Source organism: Haloferax massiliensis (genome assembly GCF_001368915.1).
Classification (GTDB): Archaea; Halobacteriota; Halobacteria; order Halobacteriales; family Haloferacaceae; genus Haloferax; species Haloferax massiliensis.
Genome location: NZ_CSTE01000001.1, coordinates 162,154 through 187,111 on the forward strand (window position 1 = coordinate 162,154; position 24,958 = coordinate 187,111).

Annotated in this window: 23 protein-coding genes; 11 read left to right on the forward strand and 12 right to left on the reverse strand. The window is 60.0% G+C overall.

Features of this window, described 5'->3' with window-relative positions; all coding sequences use genetic code 11:
- Window positions 1-231: 231 nt before the first annotated feature.
- Both csg and BN996_RS00745 read right to left on the reverse strand, forming a co-directional pair.
- Entirely contained in the window at window positions 232-2,703 is a 2,472-nt protein-coding gene (gene csg / locus BN996_RS00740; protein ID WP_089776748.1) for an HVO_2072 family ArtA-dependent S-layer glycoprotein, read from the reverse strand.
- 607 nt (window positions 2,704-3,310) lie between these two features.
- On the reverse strand, window positions 3,311-4,912 hold the full coding sequence (locus tag BN996_RS00745; protein WP_226908689.1) for a DUF7827 domain-containing protein: 1,602 nt from the start codon (window positions 4,910-4,912) through the stop codon (window positions 3,311-3,313).
- Window positions 4,913-5,378: 466 nt separating this feature from the next.
- On the opposite strand from BN996_RS00745, the gene BN996_RS00750 reads away from it, so the two are divergent.
- From BN996_RS00750 to BN996_RS00765, 4 genes are all read left to right on the forward strand, one after another.
- Window positions 5,379-6,905: an NEW3 domain-containing protein gene (locus BN996_RS00750; protein ID WP_089777281.1), complete on the forward strand. Its 1,527-nt coding sequence runs from the start codon at window positions 5,379-5,381 to the stop codon at window positions 6,903-6,905.
- Between the two features lie 3 nt (window positions 6,906-6,908).
- Window positions 6,909-9,428, forward strand: coding sequence for an efflux RND transporter permease subunit (locus BN996_RS00755; RefSeq protein WP_089776749.1), 2,520 nt, complete (start codon window positions 6,909-6,911; stop codon window positions 9,426-9,428).
- Between the two features lie 175 nt (window positions 9,429-9,603).
- Window positions 9,604-10,710, forward strand: a complete 1,107-nt coding sequence (locus tag BN996_RS00760; RefSeq protein WP_089776750.1) for a tubulin/FtsZ family protein — start codon at window positions 9,604-9,606, stop codon at window positions 10,708-10,710.
- Window positions 10,711-10,910: 200 nt separating this feature from the next.
- The gene (locus BN996_RS00765; protein WP_089776751.1) at window positions 10,911-11,531 is read left to right on the forward strand and encodes a TetR/AcrR family transcriptional regulator; all 621 of its coding nucleotides are present in this window, start codon (window positions 10,911-10,913) and stop codon (window positions 11,529-11,531) included.
- A 647-nt stretch (window positions 11,532-12,178) separates the two neighbouring features.
- Here the strand turns inward: BN996_RS00765 and BN996_RS00770 are convergent.
- Entirely contained in the window at window positions 12,179-12,493 is a 315-nt protein-coding gene (locus tag BN996_RS00770) for a hypothetical protein (RefSeq protein ID WP_089776752.1), read from the reverse strand.
- A 93-nt stretch (window positions 12,494-12,586) separates the two neighbouring features.
- Between BN996_RS00770 and BN996_RS00775 the strand changes: the two genes are divergently transcribed.
- Entirely contained in the window at window positions 12,587-12,928 is a 342-nt protein-coding gene (locus BN996_RS00775; RefSeq protein WP_089776753.1) for a hypothetical protein, read from the forward strand.
- Between the two features lie 178 nt (window positions 12,929-13,106).
- Here the strand turns inward: BN996_RS00775 and BN996_RS00780 are convergent, their stop codons facing one another.
- The 4 genes from BN996_RS00780 to BN996_RS00795 all read right to left on the reverse strand — a co-directional run bounded on the left by BN996_RS00780 (window position 13,107) and on the right by BN996_RS00795 (window position 15,551).
- Window positions 13,107-13,391 (reverse strand): type II toxin-antitoxin system RelE family toxin, encoded by a 285-nt coding sequence (locus BN996_RS00780; RefSeq protein ID WP_089776754.1) that lies wholly within the window; start codon window positions 13,389-13,391, stop codon window positions 13,107-13,109.
- A complete protein-coding gene (locus BN996_RS00785) occupies window positions 13,384-13,668 on the reverse strand; it encodes a ribbon-helix-helix domain-containing protein (RefSeq protein WP_089776755.1) in 285 nt (94 codons plus the stop codon). The genes BN996_RS00780 and BN996_RS00785 overlap by 8 nt, the downstream gene beginning before the upstream one ends.
- 230 nt (window positions 13,669-13,898) lie before the next feature.
- On the reverse strand, window positions 13,899-14,873 hold the full coding sequence (locus BN996_RS00790; protein WP_089776756.1) for a COG1361 family protein: 975 nt from the start codon (window positions 14,871-14,873) through the stop codon (window positions 13,899-13,901).
- 393 nt (window positions 14,874-15,266) lie between these two features.
- A complete protein-coding gene (locus tag BN996_RS00795; RefSeq protein WP_042665003.1) occupies window positions 15,267-15,551 on the reverse strand; it encodes a hypothetical protein in 285 nt (94 codons plus the stop codon).
- A 205-nt stretch (window positions 15,552-15,756) separates the two neighbouring features.
- Between BN996_RS00795 and BN996_RS00800 the strand changes: the two genes are divergently transcribed.
- The 4 genes from BN996_RS00800 (at window position 15,757) to agl6 (ending at window position 19,361) form a co-directional block, all read left to right on the forward strand.
- Window positions 15,757-16,173: a hypothetical protein gene (locus tag BN996_RS00800; RefSeq protein WP_042665006.1), complete on the forward strand. Its 417-nt coding sequence runs from the start codon at window positions 15,757-15,759 to the stop codon at window positions 16,171-16,173.
- 284 nt (window positions 16,174-16,457) lie between these two features.
- On the forward strand, window positions 16,458-16,616 hold the full coding sequence (locus tag BN996_RS19905; protein WP_167344081.1) for a hypothetical protein: 159 nt from the start codon (window positions 16,458-16,460) through the stop codon (window positions 16,614-16,616).
- A 715-nt stretch (window positions 16,617-17,331) separates the two neighbouring features.
- Entirely contained in the window at window positions 17,332-17,805 is a 474-nt protein-coding gene (locus tag BN996_RS00805) for a type IV pilin domain-containing protein (protein WP_089776757.1), read from the forward strand.
- Window positions 17,806-18,119: 314 nt separating this feature from the next.
- The gene (gene agl6, locus BN996_RS00810; RefSeq protein ID WP_089776758.1) at window positions 18,120-19,361 is read left to right on the forward strand and encodes a low-salt glycan biosynthesis hexosyltransferase Agl6; all 1,242 of its coding nucleotides are present in this window, start codon (window positions 18,120-18,122) and stop codon (window positions 19,359-19,361) included.
- Window positions 19,362-19,427: 66 nt separating this feature from the next.
- On the opposite strand, the gene agl8 is transcribed toward agl6, so the two are convergent.
- On the reverse strand, window positions 19,428-19,898 hold the full coding sequence (agl8, locus tag BN996_RS00815) for a low-salt glycan biosynthesis hydrolase Agl8 (protein WP_089776759.1): 471 nt from the start codon (window positions 19,896-19,898) through the stop codon (window positions 19,428-19,430).
- Window positions 19,899-20,831, reverse strand: coding sequence for a dTDP-glucose 4,6-dehydratase (rfbB, locus tag BN996_RS00820; protein WP_089776760.1), 933 nt, complete (start codon window positions 20,829-20,831; stop codon window positions 19,899-19,901). It lies immediately after the preceding gene.
- A gap of 53 nt (window positions 20,832-20,884) precedes the next feature.
- Here rfbB and rfbD point away from each other — a divergent pair, with 53 nt between their 5' ends.
- Window positions 20,885-21,787, forward strand: a complete 903-nt coding sequence (rfbD, locus tag BN996_RS00825; RefSeq protein WP_089776761.1) for a dTDP-4-dehydrorhamnose reductase — start codon at window positions 20,885-20,887, stop codon at window positions 21,785-21,787.
- Here rfbD and BN996_RS00830 read toward each other — a convergent pair.
- Together BN996_RS00830 and BN996_RS00835 are read right to left on the reverse strand one after the other, a co-directional pair.
- A complete protein-coding gene (locus BN996_RS00830) occupies window positions 21,775-21,954 on the reverse strand; it encodes a hypothetical protein (RefSeq protein WP_004041942.1) in 180 nt (59 codons plus the stop codon). The genes rfbD and BN996_RS00830 overlap by 13 nt on opposite strands.
- 2 nt (window positions 21,955-21,956) lie before the next feature.
- On the reverse strand, window positions 21,957-23,030 hold the full coding sequence (locus tag BN996_RS00835; protein ID WP_089776762.1) for a glucose-1-phosphate thymidylyltransferase: 1,074 nt from the start codon (window positions 23,028-23,030) through the stop codon (window positions 21,957-21,959).
- Window positions 23,031-23,143: 113 nt separating this feature from the next.
- Here BN996_RS00835 and BN996_RS00840 point away from each other — a divergent pair, with 113 nt between their 5' ends.
- Window positions 23,144-24,472: a sulfatase-like hydrolase/transferase gene (locus tag BN996_RS00840; RefSeq protein ID WP_089776763.1), complete on the forward strand. Its 1,329-nt coding sequence runs from the start codon at window positions 23,144-23,146 to the stop codon at window positions 24,470-24,472.
- A gap of 2 nt (window positions 24,473-24,474) precedes the next feature.
- Here the strand turns inward: BN996_RS00840 and BN996_RS00845 are convergent, their stop codons facing one another.
- Window positions 24,475-24,945 carry a dTDP-4-dehydrorhamnose 3,5-epimerase family protein gene (locus BN996_RS00845; RefSeq protein ID WP_089776764.1) on the reverse strand — a complete coding sequence of 157 codons (471 nt, stop codon included), beginning with the start codon at window positions 24,943-24,945 and terminating at the stop codon, window positions 24,475-24,477.
- Between the last annotated feature and the right edge of the window lie 13 nt (window positions 24,946-24,958).

The window sequence follows — 24,958 nt, forward strand, 5'->3', positions numbered from 1 at the left end:
CCGCCCGCTGTTCGAGAATGTGCCAGAGCTCTCCGAGTCCTGACTCCGTTCCAGAAGTACGTGAGGACGACCCAGTCGTCGGTCTCCACCGTAGTCTCGGTGGCGACGCTCGTCTGTCAGAAGTGTCTCTTCGGGTTGGTCGGGTAAAATAAAAAGACCGGAACGAATCCGGTTGGTTACTCGTCTGCTGTCGTCACGTCCTCGTCGGAGTGACGAGGCGGGACGGCGGCGTTAGTTCTCGCGGCGGAGTGCGAGAAGGGCCGCGCCGACGAGTGCGACGAGAGCGACTGCGATACCGAAGCCGGGCGTGTTGGAGGACGTGGTGGACGTCTCCTCAGTCGGCTCCTCGGTGGTCTCAGTCGGCTCCGAGGTCGTCGTCGTTTCCGTGGGTTCGTCCGTGGTCGTCGACGTTTCCGTTTCGCCCGAGGACGTCGTCGTGGTGTCCTCACGCTCGGAGACGATTTCGACGTTCACGGTGTCCGTGTTGTCGCCGTCGTCGGCTTCCACGGTGAACGTACCCGTCTCGAAGTCGGTGGTGTCAATTTCGACCATCCACTGGCCGTCGTTGTTCCACTCGTCAGTGTCTTCGAGTGCGACGGACGTGCCGTCTTCACTCGTCACTTCGATGCTGATGGTGTTGTCGTCCGGCTTGAGGTTCGTCGAGCCAGCGATGACCATCGTTTCACCGGTTGCGACCGGGTTGATGCCAGACGCTTCAGCGGCGTCGGGGTAGATCGAGTCGATGGACGTCGAGGACTCGGCCAGACGGAACGTCTCGGTGACGATCAGGTCGTCGCTCGCCGTCTCGTCAACCGTTTCGGAGGCGATGAGCTCGTTGACCTGCTCACCGTTGTTGTTGTTGCTGTCGAGCTGGTCGAGGTAGCCCGTCAGGTCGTCGAGGTTCGCGCCGTTGCTCGGGCCGGACGGCAGCGAGCCGTCACCGACAGCGCCGTCGCGACCGACCGAGAGGATGTGGGCGGTGACCTGGCCCTGCGTGAGGCCGACGGTGATGTCGTCCTCTTCGAAGGTACCGTCGCTGTCAACGCTCACGGACTGGTATTCGACGTTACCGCGCTCGTCGACGAAGATGACGAGGACGGAGTCGGCACCGCTGGCGGTACCGTTAACGTCAGTCGTTCCGGAGTCGACAGGAGCGACCTGGCCGTTGATCGTGGTGAACTGACCGGTCAGACCCTGGTCGACCACACGGATCGAGTTACTGCTGCTCACGCCGCTGGTGAAGTCAGACGTCGTAAGCGCGTCGTCGACGGAACCGTCGTCGTCAGTGTCAGCGTCGGACGCGTCGATGACGCCGATGCGGTAGGTACCCGTCAGCGACAGGATGCTGCTACCGTCGCCGGGGAGGTTCGAGATCGCAACGTCTTCCTCTTCGAACGTGTCGTCAGAGTCGACGTTAATTTCGTTGTCGCCGCCGATTTCGAGGAGCTGCCAGTCGCCATCGTCGCGGACGTAGATTGCGACGCTGTCGGAGCTGGTAGCCGTACCGTTAATGTCGACTTCCGAGCCAACGACGTACTGACCGGTCGGGCTCGAAAGCGATGCACCGCCTTCCTCGACGGTGAGCGTGATGTCGTTCGTCGGGTCTTCGTCGACTGCTTCGGTCGCGTTCACACCGACGTCGTAGACTTCGACGTCGATGTCGCTGTCGTCGAGATACTGCGTTTCGATGCCGCCAACGGCGCTCGCGCCGTCGATTTCGACGATAGCGTACGCGATGTCCGCGTCACTGACGTCCATGGTCGTGGCCGCGGAGGAGTTGTTCACAGCCGTGCTGTTCGCGATGCCGACCTCCGAGGTGTCGCCGATGTTACGGAAGACCGCCTTGGCCTGTTGCGTCGTGACGTCGTTCTGGAGGTCGTTGATGTCGATTGCAACGACGTGCTCGTTGCCGTCGATGCCGTTCGTGACCGTGTACTGAACGTCAGTACCCTGCGTCACGGACTCGCTGTCGAGTTCGATGCCGACCTCGTCCTGCGACGAGATCGTCAGCGTCAGCGTCTCGGACGCCGAGCCGAAGTCGAGGTCCTCAGCGCCTTCGATGGTGATCGTGTACTCGCCAGCGTCCTGACCGGACATGTCGAGCTGGGCACCGTTCTGCGTGCCAGTCGTACCGTCGTCGACGAGACCGTCGGAGCTGGTCAGAACCTCGTTGGTGATGTCAGTTCCGCTCGGGTCTTCAACGGTGACCTCGACCTTCTCGGCCGATTCGTAGTTGTAGTCAGCGTTGACGTAGAGCTCATCAGCGTCGCCCGAGCTGATGGAGGAGCCGGTAACGTCGCCACCGGACGCCGTCACGATTTCGCTGTCCGTGATACGGGGCGTCAGGAGGGTGACGTTGGCAGATCCGCTAGACGATCCGTCAGCGGAGTACGTACCAAGCGGCTGGTCATCCGAGCTCTGCGGGATTGGCGAGGAAAGGTCCAGCGTAACGCCTTCCGCGTTACCTGCCGTACCCGTCAGAAGCGGATTCGAAGCGCCGAGTCCTGCGTCGGTGTTAATCTCCTCACCGAGGAAGACGCGGTCTCCGGATGCAATTGTCTTGTTGAACGCTTCGTTATCTGCGTCGAGATCTCCACGCTCCGCGGCGGCACTTCCGGTCAGCGCGATGGTCCCCGCAAAGACGGAGGTTACCATTAGCGCTGCGAGAAGTATCGCACGCGTTTGGTTTTTGAGCTTTGTCATAGTGTACTTGTAGCGCCAGTATTTTCCACGCACATCGCTATGACGCGGATCCCTACTAGCGGGGGATGGGCAGGGGTACGGTAGAACCATATAAGCGGCCTTGGTAAATGCTTTCTGTTTCTGTTGCTTGATTGGTCACTATTCCCGTTGCCGTCTCGGACTTGGCGTCGGGTCATCCGCGCGCACGTAACGTCATAGTGATAGTGGAGACGGTCGGACCGCTCTGGCCGACCCTCGGGGACGGACGCGCGAGAAAACGGCCTCCAGCAGGCCACTCCCCGACCAAACCCCCAGCAACGACGCTGACTAGCACGGTCGCGATGACGGCAGTCCCATCCTCAGAAGTAGACGAAACGCGGCGAGGAATCACGACCGCCGGGACGAGTCGCTCGGAGCACGGCTCTCAGTCGGGGCCGAACCGCATCTCAGGCGGGCAGTTCGAGGGTAGCAACTGTGGGAACTCAGCGGATCGTGACCACGGCGCTTCGGAAAACAGCCGTCTGAGATTGCCAACTGTTCCGTCGGGTACACGTCCAGACGGGTTGGGCGGGAGTCACCGCGCCCCCACGTCGGGGACGGCGGTTACGCCGCCTGCGAGACTACGTCGTCAGGTTGAGCGTCCGCGGACGAGCCACGACTTCAGTTGTGAGTCGGCGGCAGTACCACGCGGATGAGCGTCATCGCGAGTGGTCACGTTCGGCTCGATTTCGATCTTTTGCGGCCCCGCGACGACCGTGTCGTTGTAGCTGATCGAGACGTTCGCGGCCCCAGCCTTCGCCGGCGTGAAGTTACAGGAGACGACGCCGTTCTGCCCGACGGTCGTCAGACAGCGGGAGAAGTAGGTGGTGCCCTCCTGTGACATCGTGAGGTCGATGTCCATCTTGGTCTGTGGGGCGAGGTTGGTCCGTGCCGAGACGTTAAGCTTCGTGCCGGACATGGTCGCCGTGAGGTTGTCCACCGACGGTTCGGCGACCGTGAACGCCTCGGTCAGTACGACCCGCTCCCCGTCGGCGTGGATTTCGCTGTCGATTACGACGGTCACGTTGTACGTCCCGGTTTCCAAGCGCGTGGAGTCAGCGACGACGTTGAGCGTGTCAGTCTCCGCGTCGTATGCGACGTCGAACACAGTCTGCGGGGAGACGAAGTCCATCTCGGAACTCTCGACGCGGAGGTCGACGCCGGGACCCACGTTACCGAGGGCATTCGACGCGTATTCGAGACGACTGTGGGCGGTCTCCTCTCCGAACGACACCGAAACATCGCTCACACCCTCCGTACGGGGGTTGACGACGTGGTATTCGAACAGCAGCGTCTCGTTGTCCGCGACCGAGACAGGCTCGTCGAATGCGACTGTCAGCCCGCCACTAGACGTGACCTGATACCGATTGACGGCGGTTCTGAGCGACCGGTCGATCTCGCCGTCGGCATCCGTATCAATCCCGATGTGTTCGATCAACTGCGAGCTGTGCAGGGACGGAGACAGCCCCTCGCGATAGTTGATCCGGAGCGTTTGACTCGTGCGGACGTCCGTCTCTGGGGACCACTGTACGACGTGTGTCGTGCGCGCGCCCGTGGACGCGTTCCGCGCGAACACCGGCTGCGTGCCGGGTGCAGGCCGCTGAACGGCGCTTTCGAGCCCGCTCACGTGGTACTGCACGACTGCGTCGTCACCGACCGCGACGACGGGAGCGGACCCACTCCCGCGCGATCGGTCAGCACAGTCGACGTTACCGGGCTGCTGGGTGGCTGGTACCGAACACGCCGCGCTCCCTCGGACCGATGGGGGCTCAATCCAGAGACGGTCCGCAATCCGGGTCTGGCCGGCGGAGGCGATTACGTTGTACCGGCCGGTCGGAAGTGCTTCAGGGGCGGCCGCGTTCGGGCGCGTGAGGACAGAGACAGTGTCGTTTGCGTCCGCCGTCCGGAACGCGGCGTCGGGGGCGTTCGCGTTCGACGTGTCGAACACCACGGTGACAACGCCGTCGCCGGAGCCGTCGGTCGCTAAGACGGTCGCCGAGAAGTCGCCTTCCGCAGACGAGATTTGGAGTCTAGCCTCGTCGGTGTTGTTGAGGACCAGCGTGCGTTTTACGAAGTCGCCTTGCTGTTCGACCCGCTGGGCGTCCGCGAACCGCACCGATTCGTCTGTGGGGTCCAACGCGTGCACAGCGATTGCGCCGCTAGGAACCGCCGTCAGCCCGAGAATCAACAAGAAGATAACAGATAATGTTCGTATCGAGCGGGTCCGTGGACTCATACCCCTGACTATCTGGTCCGGCAGTAAGTACTTTCTGTCACAGTCACCATCCTCAAACGCCTGTAGGTAGCTTTCACGTCAGTTGAGAGTCCAGTTTTGGGTTGCGTGCTGTCACCGGCCGTCACTGCCCTCGATAACCGTCCGTTTGACGTGGTTTCGCCCGTCAAATGGCGGGTTTTCTGTTGACTCACCGACCAGTGTCCACAAAAGATATTAGTTGTGTGTCGCTACTGTTAGTAGAGATGTATACACAGGTGTTGTCCCGAGAGCCTTGCCGAATCAGCGCCCTCCTCCTCACGTCTGAAACGCACTGATGTACAGAGACACGCTTCGTTCTACGCTACTTGCCCTCTGTCTCGTCTTCGTGCTGACTACCTCGTTGGTCACCCCGGTCGTCGCCCAGACCGCCAGTTCGGGGCAGGTGTACGGGTCGCCCGACATCGACGTGTTCACCTCGACGAGCGAGTTCGAGCCCGGGACGCAGTCGCAGCTCCGGCTCACACTCCGAAACAACGGTCAGATCGATCAATCGGGCCCCGAGCGATACGAAAGCCGCGTGACGACCGCCCGCGGCGTCACTGTCGAAGCACAGTCCGGGGACGCGCCCATCGAGATTAACACCGGCACTATCGGGGCCGGAAATGTCGCGACGGGGACTGTCGACCTTTCGCCAATCGATATCACGGTGTCCGAGAATGCAACCCCCGGAACGTATCGGATTCCGATCGAGGTGTCGTACACGTACACGCGACTCGTCGATTACGACCCGTCCGGCGCCGAGTACACGGATAACACGCGAACGAGGACCCACTACGTGACGGTCCGCGTCCGCGACCAGCCGCGGTTCGAAGTCGTCGAGACGTCGTCGACTGCGCAGGTCGGGAACACTGGCGACCTCTCCGTGACGATCGAAAACACCGGCACCCGCGCTGCGAGCGAAGCGAGCGTCACGGCGACCTCGCGGAGCGACGAACTCGTGTTCGGAACGGGTTCGGAGAGTTCGACCGCCCAAGTCGGCCGCTGGGCCGTCGGCGAGCGTCGGACGGTCAACTACACCGTCTCGCTCGCGGAAGACGCCACGGTGCGCGGCTACACGGTCAATCTCGACGTCGACTACACCGACACCGACGGCATCGCTCGAACGTCGCGAACGCTGAACATCGGCGTCACCCCCGCCGAAGAACAGAGCTTCGCCCTCGAAAACGTCTCTACGAACCTCCGCGTCGGCGCGGACGGAACGGTCTCGGGGACGGTCGTCAACAACGGGCCGAAACGCGTCGACGACCCGGTGCTCCGGTTCGGTTCGAGCAATCCGAACATCAACGTCGAGACGTCCGAGTACGCGCTGCCGGACCTCGAACCGGGCGACAGTGCCGCGTTCGAATACGAGGTCGGCGTTAGCGACGCCGCGAGCGCGAACGTCCAACAGCTCAACCTCTCGGTGGAGTACCGCAACAGCCGCGGGAACATTCGAGTCAGCGACGGGCTCACGACCAACGCAGAGATCGCTCCGCATCAGGACCGCTTTATCGTCGAGGTGGTCAACAACACGATCGAAGCCGGAAGTGACAGAGCAGTCCGCGTGCGGGTCACCAACAACGGCGACGAGCCACTCACGAACATCGAAGCCCAGGCGTTCGTCCGAGACCCGCTCAGTAGCGACAACGACGAGGGGATAATCAGCGAGCTCCAGCCGGGCGAATCCGAGGAGTTCACGATTGCGCTGAGCGCCGGGGCCGACGCGCTGCCGAAGCGCTATCCGGTCTCCTTCGACTTCCAGTACGAGATGCCGGACGGAGACACGGAAGTGTCCCAAACGTACACCACGCCGATCGAAGTGACCGAGTCGCAGGGCGGCGGCCTCCCGATTGGGCTGATCGTCGGTGCGGTCGTCGTGATCGGCGTGCTCGGCGTGTTCGGCTGGCGGCGCTTCAACACGGACGAGTAACTAATGGACTTCCAGATCGATTACCAGCACTACATCGACGTTGTCGACGGTTGGATAGTCGACCAACCGAAGACAGTGCTCCTCGCGTTCTTACTGCTTTCGGCGGGGTTTTCCGCCGGGCTTGGACAGTCTGGAACCTCGTCTGGAACCAGTCAGTTTACTGAAGACGTCGCCGCGTATCAGGCGTTCGAGGAGGTCAACGACAACTTCGAGCGGGTGGCGTTCGAAGAAGACACCGGCACGACACAGCTCATTCAATCGGGGACGAACGTCCTGTCGAAGCCCGAGCTACTCCGGATGCTCAGGGCCCAACAGCGGTTGCAAGCCAATCCCGAGCTATCGGTCGTACAGACGACGAGCGTCGCCCGCGCCGTCGCCAGAACGATAGACCCGTCGGCCACGACGCTCGCCGAGGAGATCGACGCCGTCGAGCAGGCGACGCCGACGGAAATCGACCGCGCAGTCCAAGTCGCCGTCGAACAGAACCCCGCGATTCGGTCGAGTCTGAGCGAGGACTTCAACGCGCGTTCCGCGTCTGCGTCCGCGACCATCGGTATTGTCACCCACTCGCTCACCGCGGAGGTGTCCGACTCGGCGGGGACGGGCGGCGAGAGCCCGCTTACGGATATCCAGCGACACGCCGAGTTCATCGTCGGCTCCGTCGGCGGGGATATCCGGGTCTTCGGTAGCGGAATCCTCTCCGAGGAGTTCTCCTCGGTCATCGGCGACTCCCTCGCGCTCGTCGTGCCCGCGGCGGTCGTCCTGATTCTGTTCTTCTTGGTGTTCGCCTACCGCGACCCGATCGACCTCCTCATCGGGGTCGTCTCCCTCGCGATGGCCGTCCTCTGGACGTTCGGCTTCATGGGCTTGGCGGGAATCGCGTTCTCGCAGATGCTGATCGCGGTGCCGCCGCTCCTCCTCGCGGTCGGTATCGACTTCGGCATCCACGCGATCAATCGGTATCGCGAAGAGCGGACCGAGGGCTTCGGAATCCAGGAGTCGATGCGAACGGCGACTGACCAACTCCTCGTCGCGTTCACCATCGTCACGGGGACGACCGTGATCGGCTTCGCGGCCAACGCATCGAGCGACCTCGGGCCGATTCGGGACTTCGGTATCGTCGCGGCCGTCGGAATCGTGTTCACCTTCCTGATCTTCGGCATCTTCCTGCCGGCGGCCAAGGTGTACATGGACCGCCTCCGAGAGCGGGTCGGGTTCCCCGAGTTCGGGTCCGAGCCGCTCGGGGCAGAGGACTCGTTCCTCGGGAAAATCCTCCCCGTCGGGATTCACATCGCCCGCATCGCCCCAAAGGCGTTCCTCGTCGCGTTGCTCGTGAGTACCGCGTGGATGGGGTACTACGGTTCGGGCGTCGATAGTCGCTTCACGCAGGATTCGTTCCTCCCGCCGGAGGACAACCCGGAGTACCTCGAACTGTTCCCCCAACAGCTGCAACCGCGTGACTACACGGTGACGGAGACCACGAACTTCCTCGAAGACAACTTCCAGACCGGTGAGGAAGACGTCACGACGGTTTATGTGGAGGGCTCGCTCACGGACGGTGGTACCTTAGAGTCCATGTGGCGGGCCGGGAACAGCCCCCCCGACAGCTTCGTCGTCGACGACGGCCACGCGCGGGAGACGAGCATCATCACCGTCATCCAGAGCTACGCGGAGCGGGACCCCGAGTTCGCGGCGCTCGTCGCCCGGAACGACCGCGACGCGAACGGGATTCCCGACGACAACCTCAAACAGATCTACGACGCGCTCCTCGCGTCGCCCGCGCGCGGACAGGCGCTCAACTACATCACCGACGATTACACCTCCGCACGCGTCGAGTACGCGGTCGAATCCGACGCCAGCCAAGCCGACGTGACCGAAGACACGCGCGCGGTCGCCGACCGCTACCGCACGGAAGCGACCGCGACCGGCAACGTCGTGATTCTGAAGGCCGTCTCGGACGTCATCGCGCAGTCGGCGTTCATCAGCCTCGTGCTCGCGCTCGGCGGCTCCGCGGTCTTCCTCATCATCATCTACGCCCTGCTGGAAGGCCAGCCCTCGCTCGGGATTGTGAATCTGGTCCCGATCATGGTGACCGTCGCCGGGATCGCCGCGACGATGCGGTATCTCGATATCCCGTTCAACGTGATGACCGGAACGATCCTGTCGATCGGGATCGGCCTCGGTATCGACTACTCGGCGCACCTCGTCCACCGGTTCGCCGAGGAGTACGACGAGGGCACGGACGTCTTCGTCGCGCTGACCGATTCGGTGCGCGGGACCGGTGGCGCGCTCACCGGCAGCATGCTGACGACGGTGACCGGAATCGGCGTGCTCGTCATCGCGATCACGCCGATTCTCGGCCAGTTCGGGCTCCTGACCGGGGTCTCGATTCTGTACTCGTACGTGGCCTCGCTTGTCGTCTTACCGCCGGCGCTCGTCGTCTGGGCGCGCCTCGTCCACGGCGAAAACGCAGAGACGACCGAGCCGGCGGGCGGCCCGGACGGCGCGGGCGGTGCGGTGTGACCCCGACGACGTTCACGCGCTGAAAGCCGTCGGCGGCGTCGCCGTATCGAGACGGAACGGACGCCACACGCGGCCGGCAGACCGCCGGCACGCCGGGGCCTCGAAACGAGGCGTCGGGCACAACCGCGGGAGACCGGGATTTTTTTCGCCTGGTGAGTAACAGACCAGACTATCTATGAACGTGTTCTGCTTCGGAGCAGGGAAGGCTGGGGGGAGAGTCGTCGAACAACTGCTGCAGTACGAGCGCCAGCTGAAGGCGGATTTCATCGTCGGCGCGGCGGCGTGTGACACGACCGCCGCGGACCTCGACGCCTTAGAGCTGGTCCCCGAAGACGCGCGCGTGCTGTTCGGCACGGCCGAAACCAACGGGGAAGGCTTCGAGGGTGACGCCGCCGGTGGTACCGAAGCCGCCAAGAAGGAACACCGGCAGCTCCTCGAACCGACCGACGATGCACCGATCGCAGCGAGCGACGCCTTCGTCGTCTGCGCCGGTCTCGGCGGCGGGACGGGTGGCCCAACTGCCGCGGTCATCGCCGAGCGGCTCTCCGAGATGTACGACCAGCCGGTCTACGGTGTCGGCGTCTTCTCGACGTCGACGACTGACCCACAGCGCGCTTCGAACACGCTGCGGTCGCTCCGCCGACTCGTATCGACCACGGACCACGTCTTCGGGTTCGACACCGCCTCGCGAGTCAAAGAAGAGCCGGTGTCCGACGAGACGTACGACACGCTCAACGCGGAACTCGCGCGCCGCCTCGGCACGCTGTTCGCAGCGGGCGAGGTTACGACCGCCGACGACGTCGGCGAAAGCGTCGTCGATGCCTCCGAGATCATGAACACGCTCCGCGGCGGTGGGCTGGCGACGCTCGGTTATTCCGAACGCCCGCTCCCGCCGCGCGATACGAGCGTTCGCGGGCGTCTCAAGCGTCTCATCGGCGACGACACCGAATCCGTCGACCAGATTGACTCGCTGAACCGGATCACGACACAGACCCGAGAGGCCGTCCGCGGACAGTTGACGCTCCCCTGCGATATCGGGACGGCATCGAGAGGCCTGCTCGTGATTACCGGGCGGCCGGCGTGGCTCAATCGCGATGCGATCAGCCAGAACCAGGGCTGGCTCGAAGACCAGACCGGGAGTTTGGAGGTTCGAAACGGCGACGATCCGCGGCCGGATGCGGACGCGCTCAGCGTGTTGGTCGTCCTCGGCGGGGTCGCCCCGCCCGAGCGGCTGACTGCGCTCCAAGCCGTCGCGGACGGTGACGACACGAACGACGACTGAGGTCGCTCGCCGTCGTTCGGCAGGCGAGTGCATCGGGAACGCCGAGGAGACGAGACGAGACGAGACGAGACGAGACATCGCGGGGCGATACAACCGACGGGTACGCGGTCGACGCGTCTGTCGATCCCGGCCAAAGACACCGTTAAGTACGGTTCGACACTATCTACGCTAGACCCCTCGCGCGGACGACTCCAGAATTCATGACCTACTTCTCGGATTCAGCAGACACAGATCGCCATCAGACACAACAGGCCATCCTCGAAGCGACGCACCAGGTCTTACTTGAGTCCGGTTACAACGGGATTTCCATCTCACGAATCGCCGACCGAGTCGGCATTAGCAAATCGGTCATCTACCATTACTACGACAACAAGGAGTCGTTACTGGCGGAACTCTTAGACGCCGTGCATCGACGGTTCCTCGCGAAGATATTCGAACAGGAGGACACGACGCCCCGCGAAGAGCTCGAACGGTTTCTGACGCTGTTCGTCGCAGCGCCGTCGCTGAGTTGCCAGCCGGAGACCGAACTGACACAGCTCGCGAAGGCGTTCGTCGAACTGCGAACGCAGTCGATTTCGAACCCGGATTATCGCTCGATTTTCACCGAGTCGGAAAACAGGGTCAAACGACGGCTCACAGAGACCATCGAAGCGGGAATCGAACAGGGGGAGTTCAAGCCGGTGGACCCAGAGCGAACGAGCGAACACATCATCACGTTCGTCGCTGGGATCCTGTTTCGGCAAGCGACGACCGACTCGGTCGACAGCGAGGCTCTGTACGACGAGGTCCAACAGTTCCTCGCCGACCGAATCTACGTCTGACGAGCGTCTCAGCGTGATGGCGAACCTGGGTAGCGGGATATGAGGCTCTGTTGAAGTCCTCAGCTACTGATAGTTTTCCGAGGCCGCGCTGAATACAGCGCGCAAGTCGGTCATCATAGCCAGCATCTTCGCACCAAGTGTAGGAGGTTTCAGTTCCTCGATTCGCGTATCCAAGATAGAATATATCTTGCCCAAACCACAGCACCGACGCCTGCCACTAAGATAGCAATTCCAAGGAGAGCCAGCTTAACGGAGGTATTCGGTAGCACATTCTCACTACTTCAGTTTTGATTGTAGGTTTGTTGGTAGAATCGAGTTTGTAGACTCATACCTCAAAATTTTCTCGGAATGGATGTAGATGCCGTGCTGCATACACCCTCTGTCTCGGTCACGAGGATTCTAACAGATGAACGACTAGTGACGTTGGAGAATGCGACGATTTCGGCTCTGTTGAAACCCTCTTGCCGTCTTGCGATTTGTTGAGAGACTAGTTTTCACTGTGATCCACGGAAACTAGCCAGAAGGAGCACTCTCTCCAATGTCAACACTGAAGGATTTCAACAGAGCCACGATTTCTACTACTCGAATAGCTCTGGCTACTCGTTTTTCATAGCCCGACACGACATGATAATGACCTCGGCGACGAATTACCCCCAGTCGTGGTTTTCGATGCCCTCGTAGTGTTTGAGCCGACTGGCGATCTCCCAGGCTTCCCAGCCACACTCGTAGTAGAGGACATCGGCGAGGTTCTCGAAGTTACTCTTGTTGAGTTCGATGCCGCGTTTCCCACGATACGTGATGTAGCGCTCACTCCGGAGGTCGGTGTAGACCTCTCGTGCAGTCGGATAGTCGCCATCGATTGCCGAGAGATTGAGGAGCGCTTCCTCCGTGATCGGTGTGCCCCACTTGTGTTTCGCTATCATCGTCGCCAAGAGGGCACATTTCACCGACGGCTTCTCCATACCCGATGCGTGAACTCACTTCTACATAAAGACTGTTAATGGCCGTTAACACTAGTGGAAACACTTATACACACGACCGGCCTGAACTCTTGTATGAGCATAGAGCACGTGGACGGCGACCGCGCCCAAAAAAAGGAACTCCGAAAGGAGCATCCGAGTGGATGGCTCTACTTGACGCAGCACGACGCTATCCCGATCCTGGTAGACGCGTTGCTCGACCTGCCGCCGAACCGCGAATTCAACAAAACCGAATTCGCGGAGCACGCTGGCGTCACGCGCCAGACCGTCGGTAACTACACGGACCTCCTGCTCGAAGTCGAACTCATCAAGGAGGTCGCGAACACGTCTCCCCGCCGGTATCGGGTTGCCGACAGTAGCGTCGTCCGGGAACTTTACGAGTTGAACAGCGCTCTCAACAACGTCGGCAACGAGTAGGTCGCCCCAGAGGTGGGTGCTTGATAAATCCCCGTCTATCCTCTAATATTCGTTCCGAACGGTGACAGATACACCCTCTAAGTCTTGCACGACTTTTCTGACAGCGTTCGGGGAGGTCTCTGTGGCCGTGTTGAGCTCAAAGCACGAGTCGGTCAGAGATTTCGTCCAGCAAAGAGCCTCAATCGTCGTCGGCAGTGTACGCTCCACCACGACGCTTGATTCGAGCGACAACCATCCGCTGTTCGGATTGACGGAAGGTCACGGCTAAGCGGAACTCACCGATGCGTACCTTCTTGTGCAGACTGTTCTGGAGTGGTTCACCATAGTCCGGTGGATCTCGCCACGGCGAGTCGACAATCTCGTCAAGCTTGTTCAGTATCCGCTCTTGCTCAGATGGAGAAAGAGATGAAAGGTCGTCCTGTGCTGTCGATGTGAGTTCCCATGTCCAGTCGCCCTCACTCATCACTGTCCGTTCCGAACTGCTCGCGGGCTTCGTCGGCATTCATCGTCCGTCCTGCACGGATGTCCTCCTCTGCCTGGAGGAGAGCAATGAGTTCATCGCGGTCGAACGTCGGGAATTCGATCGCGTCTCGGAGGGTGTAACGGATGAATTCGCTTCGGCTGTTGAACCCACGTCCCTGCCATGTGCTGTCTATTTCATCGAGAAACGACTGCGTGACTTTGAAATTCACCGTGACAATCTCGTCATCACCATTTGAACCCGTGGTTGCTTCAGACATACGCAAGTATTACGTTCGTCTTACTAAATCAATTTCGGCGGGTGCTGTCTGCTGCATACACTCTCTGTACGCAGCACGCTCTTTCTGAACAAGTCGAGACGACAGGGGAATGCGTGCATCGCCACGCGTCAGATACGGAGGAGACGATGCGGGCAGACCTGGCTGGGTGAGAGCCGTCTACGTCGAAGCGGCGATACGGCGGGGAGCAGCGGACGGGAGACGGCGGGCGTTTAGTCGTCTCTGACCCACCGGCGGCCGGTGAACAACAGCGCAGTCACCACGAGACCACCGAAGAAGCCACTGAGCAGGAACGTCGATGAGTTCGAGGGGTCCGTACTACCGAGGTTCACGGTGAGTGCGTTCGCGCCCGAGGCGGTTGTCGACGAATCGAACTGGACCGACTGCGTCGCCCGGCCGGTCGTCTCGCCGACGTCGTACGTCGCGGAGACCGTTGCGGTGTCCGACGGGCGCTCGTTGACCTCGACGACGACCGTCTCCGAGGTCGCGGCGGCGACCGACCGAAGCGAGGTCGTCGGCAGTGCCGACCGGTTCGACGCACCCGAAATCACGACGTTGTCGATGGGTGCGTTCCCGTGGTTGGTGACTCGATACCGAACGGCGACCGAGTCGTTTTCCTCGAAGGCGGTCGCGTAGACCGACACGTCGTCCCGGAGCGGCTCGACCTGCATGGTGTCGAACGCGTCGACGGTTTCGCCGTCGTTGTAACGGAGCGTCGCCTTGAGCGCGGTTTCGCCCGCCTCCGACGGTTCGACCGTGAACTCGTAGGTCGTCGAGTTCTCCGCGGCGAGGACCGGCGTGAGCGCGGTCTGAGCCTGCATCCCGCCGGTAACCGAGTCGAGTCGGAGCGACAGGTCCGTCAGCGCCTCGTCGTCGCCGTTCGACACCGTGACCGCCACGGTGGTCTCAGTCTCGGCGACCGCTTGGCGGGTCTCGATTTGGACCCGCGGCGGAACTGTCGTCGACGTGCTCGGTTCCGAGACCGTGACGAACACCGGATGCTTGAGGTGGACGATTTCCGACGTCGCGCCATCGGAGTCGTAATACCGACCGCGGACGTGAACCGTCAGTCGCTTATCACCGGCGGTGGCGAAGCGCGCACTAATCGGCACTTCGGCGGTATCGCCGGCACCGAGAACGCCGATCTGGTTCGCCTCGCTGTGTTTCGTTCCAGAACGGTCCTCCACCGTCACCTCCGTGATTTCGAAACTGCCGCTTCCCGAACTGGAATGACTAATTGTCGGAGTTATTATAATACGGTCGCCGGTTTCCGGTTCGTCGTCGGACACGCTCACCCCGGTTACTGCGGTATGTGCGGGCGACGCCGCCGCACCCCCCACTGCACTTCCAACCGTGAGTAAACAAACAACCGTTACTAATCCAACTAATACACCGTTCTTCGGGTCGAATTTCGATGTCATGCGAATTTTAGGCTCGCCTAAATAGATAAAAATGCGTCGATTTTAGGCCGGCCTAATACGGTGGACAGGGGGAGTCAGCGAGCAGGAACAGGAGTTAATAGTCATCTGACACAATGGGACTGTCCCGCCATCAGCGACGAATTGTGCTAGAAAGATAGCTCAAGGAAAGAGTCGACCAGTTTGCCACTCCCAGACCAGTTCCGACCCCAACCAGACGACCAGCCAGACCGTTGCGAGGACGAAGACGAGGGCGGTAATCGACAACAGGTGGAGCGGCCGCGTGACCGCGAGCAAGAGCGGATAAAACAGAAACAGTACCGCCGCCACCGCGCCGAGGCCGATCAGACTACAGACGTACCGCTCAGTCGCGTCAATCTGTGCGGGCTGGACCACTTGCTGTGTCGGTTGGTCATCGTCAGGCACGCCCCCATGTTGGTTGTACATCTGTTATCCCCCTACATGGATACTACATCAACAATTATTATAAATTTAGCGTCGTGGCGACACGACAGTCGACGAACAGTTGTCTGACGGAATCTTGATTAGAACTGTCCGAGTGGACTGCATGATGCCACTGTCAAATTCGCCGGACGAACCGGCGGCCGATCGGGCACAGTCTGGCTCTCGCGACGGGGTCACACGTCGACGAGTGCTGCAAGCGTCGGCCGGAACGGGGGCGCTCTTGCTCGCGACGGGGACGGCGGCCGCGAACGGCAAAGGCGGCCAAGCGATCGTCAAGGAAGACGAGTACTACCCGGACGAGTCGTTCGTCATCCTCGAAGTTGAGTCGTGCGACAACCAGACGCCTGACGGTTCCTGTCGCGACGATTCGCTTCCGTTCCGGTGTGAGGGTCAAGGCGGACGGTTCCCCCCGGGCAAAGGCGGCGCGCTTCCGTTCCCGTGGTGGAACTTCAAATACGAGAGCGGCCCGCTCGAAGGGGAACTGCTTCGGATCTATACGCGGGACAACAGCATCGACACGGACAGCACCTACCGCTGGACCCGAAAGGAAAAAGACTGCCCCGAGACGCCCGACTACTACCAAGTCGGGTTCGCTCGCGACTAGTACCACGGACCGTTTCATTCGGACACCTTGGACCGAGTCTCATTTCGACTGCCTCAAGCCGACTGGATGTCAGATCTTCGCGTTTTCGTGTAGAAGAAATATCAGCGCCTCGGTTCGAATCAGAGCGCACCGAGAAGACACCACATAAGAGGTAGACGGTCTAGAAACACTTTTTAGATTAGATTAGCTATTAGACATGATGGTTGGGTTGTACGATATCATACGTCGCGGTACTCGGAACGTACCCGGACGGGGAACGACCGATGAGTGGGGACGCCACAGCGATGAGTGAGCAGTCAACGTTCGTCGAACAGACCAAGGTCCACCTGCACAAGGCGCTCGAAACCGAGGACCCCGACGAGAAGAACTTCCACCTCCGGAATGCGCTCCAACTCTGTGCGTGGGACGAGGTGACCGAACGAGCGGAATCGGACGACGACTGACATCTTTCTCACCGCAGCCACATTAAGTCTGTATACCAAGGGACTCCCTTGGACACGGGTCGGTGACCTTACCGTTTTTTCGTCTCCGGTGTGGAAATAGTCGCGTTGGTAGTTCGAACAATAGTGTCAAGAATATAATATAATTCAGATATATATTGTTTCCATACATGAATTACAGTAATCTGAGTCGGTGGTTTTTGTTCTGAGACCGTATGTTGGTCGAGTTATTATGCTTCATAGATTACTTGTTCCAGTTTTTCATATGATTTCGGGATATGAGCTTCCAATATAATGTGACGATATAGACAGCCCCAATTTTACTAGCTGAACAGAATATATCTGAATCTGATTATTTGCGTCCGCGTGGGTGCGCTCACAGCAGCCGGAGCGGCGTCACGGAGGGCCACGGGACAGCCGACCCCGTCACGAACGCCACGGCAGTCCGCGCGCGTCGTTCAGCAACTACTCACTTGAGGCGAGCCAGTTCGGTGGCGAATCGCGATTTTGGCTCCGGCTCCGTGATAGCCACAGACCACTGAGAGAGACTGTCTGCCTGCTGTGACAGTCGCTCAATCTGTCTTTAATAGCACTCCCACCGAATGAATGGGTAAGCCCCACAGGCAGATCGCACACAGTCGACAGGCGTCGCACCCGATTTCGCGGCTCGACCGCCATCGCCCGCCGATCACCCCCTGTCCGGGCACAGGACATTCAAATGCAACTCACAACCCTCTTCAAAGACGAATCCGCTGTCTCACCGGTCATCGGCGTGATTCTGATGGTCGCGATTACCGTCATCCTCGCGGCCGTCATCGGCACGTTCGTTCTCGGCCTCGGCGACCAAGTCGGTGACACGTCCCCACAGGCGAGTTTCAGCTTCGACTTTGACAACGACGTATCCGACACCGACACCGACGCCCAGCTCGTCATCACGCACGAATCCGGGACCAGCATCTCGGCGGACCGCCTCACCGTGTCCGTCGACGGAACCGGCGTCGCCGCCGACACGACCGATGATTACCTGTTCAGCGATGATTTCCCGACGACCGTCGGAGCCGGTAGCTCCGCGACGGTCGTGAAGAACGCAACTGGGGACGCCGTCTGGGAAGGCGAGTCCATCCGCGTCGTCTGGACCTCCGAATCCGGGTCGAACTCCGCCACCCTGCACTCCCAGACCGCACCGCAGTAACCACGCCGTCACCCTTTCTTCGTCGAAGCGATTACGCCCGTTAGAACCTGAGACAGTTCACAGCGTTGTTCTAACACCGATATGGTCGTTATATCTCTTCGAATGGCGTCCGTCCTCCCGTGAAGTACGACCACACAAGTAGCCCATCAGAACACTCTAGAGAGCCTGTAATTCCTAACACACCCTCAGACAGGGAGAGGCCAAATTCTTTATAGGTGTGCTTTCGTCTATCTGATAGTACGCGTCAACTCGGAGTGTGTACGCTTGCCGTCTCTCGCAGGCACACCCAATAGTGACACGGAGGAATCCAGTAAATGAGTACGAGATCCCAACCAGAATCCCCCGTAGACGCTCCACAGGAGGGAGCGACGAACGGGCAGTCTGCCTCGGACATCCGCCTGAGCGGTGACGAGCTACTCCTGTCCGCGGACAGTGATATCGCCCCCACCCTCTCGGTCGTGATGCCCACCCTCAACGAAGAAGGGGGCATCGCCCAGTGTATCGAGTGGGTCAAAGCCGCCCTCGAAGACATGCAGATTTACGGCGAGGTCGTCGTCGCCGATAGCTCGACCGACCGCACGCCCGAGATTGCGGCAGAGAATGGGGCGATCGTCGTCGAGCCCGACGGCAAGGGCTACGGCTACGCGTATTTGTACGCGTTCGAGCGCGTCCGCGGCGACTACATCGCCATGGGCGACGCCGACTGTACCTACGACTTCGAGGAGCTTCCCAAGCTGTTGAATATGGTTCGGTCGGGTGATGCGGATATGGCCATGGGCTCGCGTCTGGAGGGTGAGATTTTGCCCGGCTCGATGCCGCCGCTACACGAACACGTCGGGAATCCATTGTTGACGAAGTTCTTGAACGTGTTTTACGGCGCTGGCGTGAGTGACGCGCATAGTGGAATGCGTGTGTTTACTCGGGACGCCTGGGAGACGATGGACTGCTCGTCGACGGGCATGGAGTTCGCCAGCGAGATGATCATGGAAGCCGGCGCGAAGGACTTGGAGATAGAAGAGAAACCGATTACCTACCATCCCCGAGAGGGCGAGGCGAACTTAGAGAGTTTCCCCGATGGCTGGCGACACGTTCGGTTCATGCTCGTGAACGCGCCGGGGTACCTGTTTTCGGCTCCCGGGTTCGGGCTGTCCGTGATTGGTGTGGCGGCGTTGCTGTTGGCGTGGACTGGGCTGGAGGTCGGGGGCGCGCAGTTCGGGATTCACACCGGGATTGGCGGTGGGTTACTGACGCTCGCTGGCTTCCAGTTGATGCTGTTCGGCGCGTTCTCGACGGCGTCTTCGGACCCGGTCCGTGGTGCGTCGGATCCGTTTACGACCTGGTTCACAGAGCGACTGTCGCTTGAGCGAGGGGCGACGATTGGCTCACTCGTGTTGCTCGGTGGGCTAGCGTACGGTGGGTTCCTCGCGTTTACGTGGGTCACGAGTGGCTTTAGTGCGCTTCCGATTGCGGTTGCCGACGTCGTGGCGACCGTGGCCGTCGTGCTTGGCCTGCAGATGGTGTTTGGGTCGTTCCTGTTGGGCTCTCTTGGGGAATAACTCACCTCCGACTCTTGGTTCTCTCACGCTATCGGCTCTGAGCTGACAAAGAATTGTTTTTCAACCTCAGTCGAGCGCGTCTAGATACCGCTCGACGTAGGGGTGGAGACCTTCGTACGGCGGTTCGAAGACCTTCAGTTGGCTGTGCTGAGTGTCCATTTCGAGGTTGTCGTCGTCAAGCGTCACCTCAAACGCGGTCGCAAGATAATGCTTTGAGTCGATGCCCTCGACGTCCGACGTGTCGTAGAAGTGTTCGAACGTACCGAGTCGTGACTCGATCGTCACGTCCACGCCTAGCTCTTCGTCGGCGACCCGGTGGAGGGCATCCGTCAGCGTCTCGTTTTTGAATACGGTCCCACCGGGGACGAACCACTCACCGCGTGCGGGTTCGTTCTCACGGAGCCCGAGGAGGACACCGCCCTCGTGGCGAATCACGAGGTCGACGGAAACGATCGGAACGTTTGCGACGATTGCCTCCCACTCGTCATCGGGAATCCTCGTGGTTGACTCGTCCGCCTGGTTGCGCTGGTCAGCCATCTATTCTTCGTCACCGAGGTAGTAATCGACACACGCGTCGAGGCCGTCTTCGAAGCTCCACTCGGGCTCCCAGCCGAGTGCTTTCGTCTTCGTCGCGTCGATGGCGTAGCGCTGGTCGTGGCCCGCGCGGTCTTCGACGAATTCGATTTGGTCTTCTGAGCCGCCAACTGCCTCAAGAATCTTCTCCGTCGTTTCGAGGTTCGACAGTTCGACGCCGCTGCCGATGTTGTACACCTCGCCGATATCGCCCTCTCGGAGGACCACATCGAGCGCTGCACAGTTGTCTTCGACGTAAATCCACTCGCGGACGTTCGAGCCGTCGCCGTAGACCGGGAGCGTCTCGCCGTTCGCGGCGCGCTGGATGAACTTCGGAATGAGTTTCTCCGGGTGCTGCCGCGGGCCGAAGTTGTTGCAGGTTCGCGTGATGAGCGTCGGCAGGTCGTGGGTTTCCCGGTAGCTCTGGACGAGCAGGTCCGCACCGGCTTTCGTCGCCGAGTAGGGATTTCGCGGCGCGAGTGGGTCGTCTTCCGTGAACTTCCCGTCGTGAATCTCGCCGTACACCTCGTCGGTCGAAATCTGGAGGAACCGGTCGATGTCCGCATCGAGGGCGGCGTCGAGGAGCGTCTGCGTCCCCTGAACGTTCGTCGAGACGAACGGCTCGGCCCCACCGATGGAGCGGTCGACGTGCGACTCCGCAGCAAAGTTCACGATGACATCGGCATCGGCCACGAGGTCGTCAACGAGCTCGCGGTCTCGGATGTCACCCTCGACGAGCCGATGGTTCGGGTGGCCGAGATAGCCGGCGAGGTTGTCACGTGATCCGGCGTACGTGAGTGCGTCGAGCGTGACGACTGAATCGTCGCCGGTATCGAGCAGATACCGCACGAAGTTCGAACCGATGAATCCGGCACCACCAGTAACGAGTACGTCCATATGCCCCCAACAGAGGCAGCATATATTTACATTTTCATCAACACAACGAGTACATGTACGCATTCGTCATCGGCGCTAACGGCTTGCTTGGGAGTGTCGTGGTCCAGACGCTCCGCGAGCAGGGTCACGAGGTTGTCGGCGGCTATCACTCCAAGGAGCCCGCCTTCGACTGCCCGCTGCATCAAGTCAATATCACAGATACTGAGCGGGTTGTTGCCCTCCTTGATGAGTACGAAGTTGATGTCGTCATCAACTGTGCTGCCTACACTGACGTGGATGGCTGTGAATCGAATCCCGAGTTGGCCATGGCCGTGAACGGAACCGCACCGGGTGACCTCGCGGCCGTGTGTGATGACCGCGAGATTTCGTTCGTTCACTATTCGACGGATTACGTCTTCGACGGTGAGACAGACGGGTTTTACGAAGAAGGTGACGATCCAGCACCGATTCAGGAGTACGGCCGCTCGAAGCTCGCCGGCGAGCATGCTGTTCGTGACGTGAACCCCGATGGGCTCATTCTCCGCTTGTCGTTCGTCTATGGCGCACGCGGTGACACGGGCGACCTCGTCGGCTTTCCTCAGTGGGTCGCCTCGACGCTCGCTGCAGGCGAGACAGTCCCACTGTTCACCGACCAGACGATGACGCCCAGTCGGGCTGGCAACGTCGCCACGACGACGCTGGAACTGCTCGATTCAGGGTCGACAGGAACGTTTCATGTTGCGAGTCAGTCGGCCGTCACGCCCTACGAGTTCGGCGAGGCGATTTGTGGTGTGATTGACGGCGATGCGACACTCATCGAGTCGTCGGTCATGGCTGACCTCGACCGCTCGGCTGCGAGGCCGCGGCGCTCGTGTCTCGACGTGTCGAACGTAGAAGGCGAACTCGGTCGCTCCCAACCGACGTTGGAAACCGACCTCACGGCACTCGAAGCCGCGTTCAGCGATTACAGTTCGTAGCTGGCTTTGTTGTCGAGGAAGTGCTCCTGGTCGGCCTGGTCGAGATCCGTGAAGCGGAGGACGTTCTCACAGCCCAGTCCGGGGCACTTCATCACGCGGTTCGATTCAAGTTCGTTCGCGGAGACGACGGTTCCGCACTGCGTGCAGGCGTGGGTGATGATGTGCATGATTAGAGTTTCAGTTGGGAGTTCTCACCGACGACGAGGCGACGGCCCTCCGGGAGGAAGTCGTCCGCGCTCCCGATGTTCGCGCCCTTGCCGAGGAGGCTGTCGACGATGCGCCCGGAGGTGTTGATGCTCGATTCTCCGATGACGACCGAGTTCTCGATATGGACACCTTCGAGCGTCGAGTTCGGGCCGACGGACGTGTACGGACCAACATAGGTATCCGACTTGATGACTGCGCCATCAGCGATGGAGACCGGACCACGGACGACTGCGCCATCTTCGATGGTCGCTGACTCCGCGAGTTCGATGCGGCCATCGACCGTCGCATCGTCGCTGATGGTTCCCTGTTTCCGGAGCGATTTGTCCTCAAGGACGAGTTGGTTCGCTTCGAGGATGTCTTCTGGCTTGCCGGTGTCTTTCCACCACCCCTCGACGACGTGCGAGTCGATGGCGTAGCCGTCTTCGAGGAGCGACTGAATCGCGTCCGTGATTTCGAGTTCGCCACGCCACGAGGGTTCTAACTTCTCGATGGCGTCGAAGACCGCGGGCGAGAAGACGTACATCCCGATGAGTGCGAGATTCGTCGGCGGCTCGTCCGGCTTCTCGATCAGCTGGGTGACGTTGCCCTGGTCGTCGACGTCCGCAATCCCGAACTGCTGTGGGTTCTCGACTTCTTGGAGCGCGATTCCCGCACCGAAATCACCCGACTCGAAGCTCTCGACGAGGTCGACGACGCCCTCTTTGAGGATGTTGTCGCCGAGGTACATCACGAAGTCGTCGTCACCGACGAAGTCTTTCGCACACCCTGCCGCGTGGGCGAGGCCGAGGGGATTGCCTTGGACGATGTAGGTGATTTCGACGCCGTAGTCAGAGCCATCGCCGAGGAGGTCTTGGATTTCCTCGCGACCTTTGTGGCCGAGAATGACGCCGATTTCGGTGATCCCCGCTTCTTTGAGGTCTTCGACCGCATATTCGAGGACGGGTTTATTCGCGACCGGGACGAGCTGCTTCGGCCCAGTGTGGGTAATGGGCCGGAGACGGGAGCCCGTGCCTCCTGAGAGAAGTACGCCTTTCATGAGTGTGTCTGTGATGTTATCATACTGACTCAAGTATGGTTCGCTTGCTCGAACTAGTTAGTGAAATTAGCTGTAGCAAAATCTTATAAATCTTCCCCAGAAACGAGATTTCAATGATTAAGGAGATTGGGAAGACAGGTCTGGAAAAAGTTCGACAGTTTCGGAGTCGAATGGCGTACGAACTGCGGGGTGGTGGAAGTTCTTCGATGGTCAATGTAGACGCCGAAAAGAACATCCTCGTCATCACTATTGATTGTCTTCGAGATGATCGGCTTTCGGTATCTGGGTATCATCGTGAAACGACTCCCTTTCTCGATTCACTAAGCTCATACACACCAGCAATTGCTGCGGCACCGTGGACATTCAGTTCTGTACCATCTATCCTTACAGGACTCCACCCACACAACCATGGCGCGGCATACCCAGATGACTCCGCCAGAAACCAGGATCTGAGTAATCCCCCGAATGGAATTCAAGACGGTGTCCCCACGCTTGCAGAGTTGCTTGATTCGGTAGGATACGAGACTCGATTTATCACCGCGGTTGGTACCGCAGCAATCCCCATGGAGGGCCGGTTTAAATCTGTAAAACGACGCCATGATGCAGATGCTGAAGATGTTCTCTCAGAGATTCAGCGATGGTGGAATACCACATCTGGCCCGAAGTTCGGTTATGCACAATTGGGAGATCTCCATGAGCCCTTACACGACCCCCCAACCGAGTATTTCGATGAGATACCAGACGTTGACGGGATTGACCGCTGGCGATTCACTTCCGGAGATATTCAGAACGATGAGTTCGAACGATACCGTTCAGCAAGAAGGCTGCTGTACGATACGCTTCTTCGTTACGTCGATGAAGAGATTGAGCGCGTTCTCGGTGGCTTGGCTGAGCTTGATGATACAATCGTCGTCGTAACTAGTGACCACGGAGAGGAGTTTTGGGAGTACAAGTCGTTCGAAGAAGAGCATTTCGAGGACTCCCGAGGTGTTAGCGGTGTTGGCCACGGTCATGCGCTTGTCCCTCCAGTTCTCGAAGTTCCGATTATAACCAACCTTGAATCGATTTTTGGGTCTACGACACGTCGGAGTTCAACAGATATCGTCCCGACAATTCTCTCGGAGATGGATGCCACGGTGAATGTTGAGTTTGACGGAGAACCGTTGCAAGAACCTTCAACTGGAGAGACTGCGTTACTCTCCCAAGAGGTTGCCTACGGTCCGAACCAAATTAGCGTTACTGAGGGCGGTAACCATCTCATCTACGTCCCAACAACAGATAGCTCGGTCCTCATTAACTTTGAAACTGGTGAGCAAATTGATGACCCAGAGATTAAATCACGTCTCATGGGACATGTTCCACGTGAACGTGCCACTGGCTCATCTGTTGAACTATCTGACGACGTCCAAAAGCAGTTGTCCGACCTTGGATACGCTGAGTAGCGTCAGCCGTGAATTTCAGCGTTCCAGTCGTACGGAATCCGGTCGTCGTCGTACGGAATTCGCTCTTCGTCGGGGTCTTCGTAGTCATAGAGGTTCGTCGGGTAGTTGATGAGCAGCGACGGCTCGTCGCCGATAGCCTTGAATCCGTGCCAGCAGTCACCGGGGATGCGGATGACCTGTTGGTTGTGCTCGCCGATGACGAACGTGTCAAGTTCTCCCTGGGTAGGCGAGTCTTCGCGGTCGTCGTAGATGCCTACCGTGATGCGGCCCTTCGGACAGACGAAGTGGTCGATCTGGCCTTCGAGATGGCGATGCCAAGCCCTGACGACGCCGGGGTACGTCATCGAGTAGTAGGACATCTCCGGGTCGATTTCGTATACGTCCCAGTCGCTGCGGAAGACTTCGACCAAGTGGCCCCGCTGGTCGGCGTTGACTTGGAGGTCGCGGACTTCGACGTCGTGAATGTTGGGCATCTACTGTTAATTA

What these genes read in the sequence shown, in the direction of transcription:
- BN996_RS00775 (WP_089776753.1), top strand. Translation starts at nt 12,587, where the DNA reads ATGAGCATAGAGCACGTGGACGGCGACCGCGCCCAAAAAAAGGAACTC.
- rfbD (WP_089776761.1), top strand. Translation starts at nt 20,885, where the DNA reads ATGTACGCATTCGTCATCGGCGCTAACGGCTTGCTTGGGAGTGTCGTG.
- BN996_RS00760 (WP_089776750.1), top strand. Translation starts at nt 9,604, where the DNA reads ATGAACGTGTTCTGCTTCGGAGCAGGGAAGGCTGGGGGGAGAGTCGTC.
- BN996_RS00840 (WP_089776763.1), top strand. Translation starts at nt 23,144, where the DNA reads ATGATTAAGGAGATTGGGAAGACAGGTCTGGAAAAAGTTCGACAGTTT.
- BN996_RS00830 (WP_004041942.1), bottom strand. Translation starts at nt 21,954, where the DNA reads ATGCACATCATCACCCACGCCTGCACGCAGTGCGGAACCGTCGTCTCC.
- BN996_RS19905 (WP_167344081.1), top strand. Translation starts at nt 16,458, where the DNA reads ATGAGTGAGCAGTCAACGTTCGTCGAACAGACCAAGGTCCACCTGCAC.
- BN996_RS00770 (WP_089776752.1), bottom strand. Translation starts at nt 12,493, where the DNA reads ATGGAGAAGCCGTCGGTGAAATGTGCCCTCTTGGCGACGATGATAGCG.
- BN996_RS00845 (WP_089776764.1), bottom strand. Translation starts at nt 24,945, where the DNA reads ATGCCCAACATTCACGACGTCGAAGTCCGCGACCTCCAAGTCAACGCC.
- BN996_RS00805 (WP_089776757.1), top strand. Translation starts at nt 17,332, where the DNA reads ATGCAACTCACAACCCTCTTCAAAGACGAATCCGCTGTCTCACCGGTC.
- BN996_RS00780 (WP_089776754.1), bottom strand. Translation starts at nt 13,391, where the DNA reads ATGAGTGAGGGCGACTGGACATGGGAACTCACATCGACAGCACAGGAC.
- agl8 (WP_089776759.1), bottom strand. Translation starts at nt 19,898, where the DNA reads ATGGCTGACCAGCGCAACCAGGCGGACGAGTCAACCACGAGGATTCCC.
- BN996_RS00795 (WP_042665003.1), bottom strand. Translation starts at nt 15,551, where the DNA reads ATGTACAACCAACATGGGGGCGTGCCTGACGATGACCAACCGACACAG.
- BN996_RS00765 (WP_089776751.1), top strand. Translation starts at nt 10,911, where the DNA reads ATGACCTACTTCTCGGATTCAGCAGACACAGATCGCCATCAGACACAA.
- BN996_RS00785 (WP_089776755.1), bottom strand. Translation starts at nt 13,668, where the DNA reads ATGTCTGAAGCAACCACGGGTTCAAATGGTGATGACGAGATTGTCACG.
- rfbB (WP_089776760.1), bottom strand. Translation starts at nt 20,831, where the DNA reads ATGGACGTACTCGTTACTGGTGGTGCCGGATTCATCGGTTCGAACTTC.
- agl6 (WP_089776758.1), top strand. Translation starts at nt 18,120, where the DNA reads ATGAGTACGAGATCCCAACCAGAATCCCCCGTAGACGCTCCACAGGAG.
- BN996_RS00755 (WP_089776749.1), top strand. Translation starts at nt 6,909, where the DNA reads ATGGACTTCCAGATCGATTACCAGCACTACATCGACGTTGTCGACGGT.
- csg (WP_089776748.1), bottom strand. Translation starts at nt 2,703, where the DNA reads ATGACAAAGCTCAAAAACCAAACGCGTGCGATACTTCTCGCAGCGCTA.
- BN996_RS00835 (WP_089776762.1), bottom strand. Translation starts at nt 23,030, where the DNA reads ATGAAAGGCGTACTTCTCTCAGGAGGCACGGGCTCCCGTCTCCGGCCC.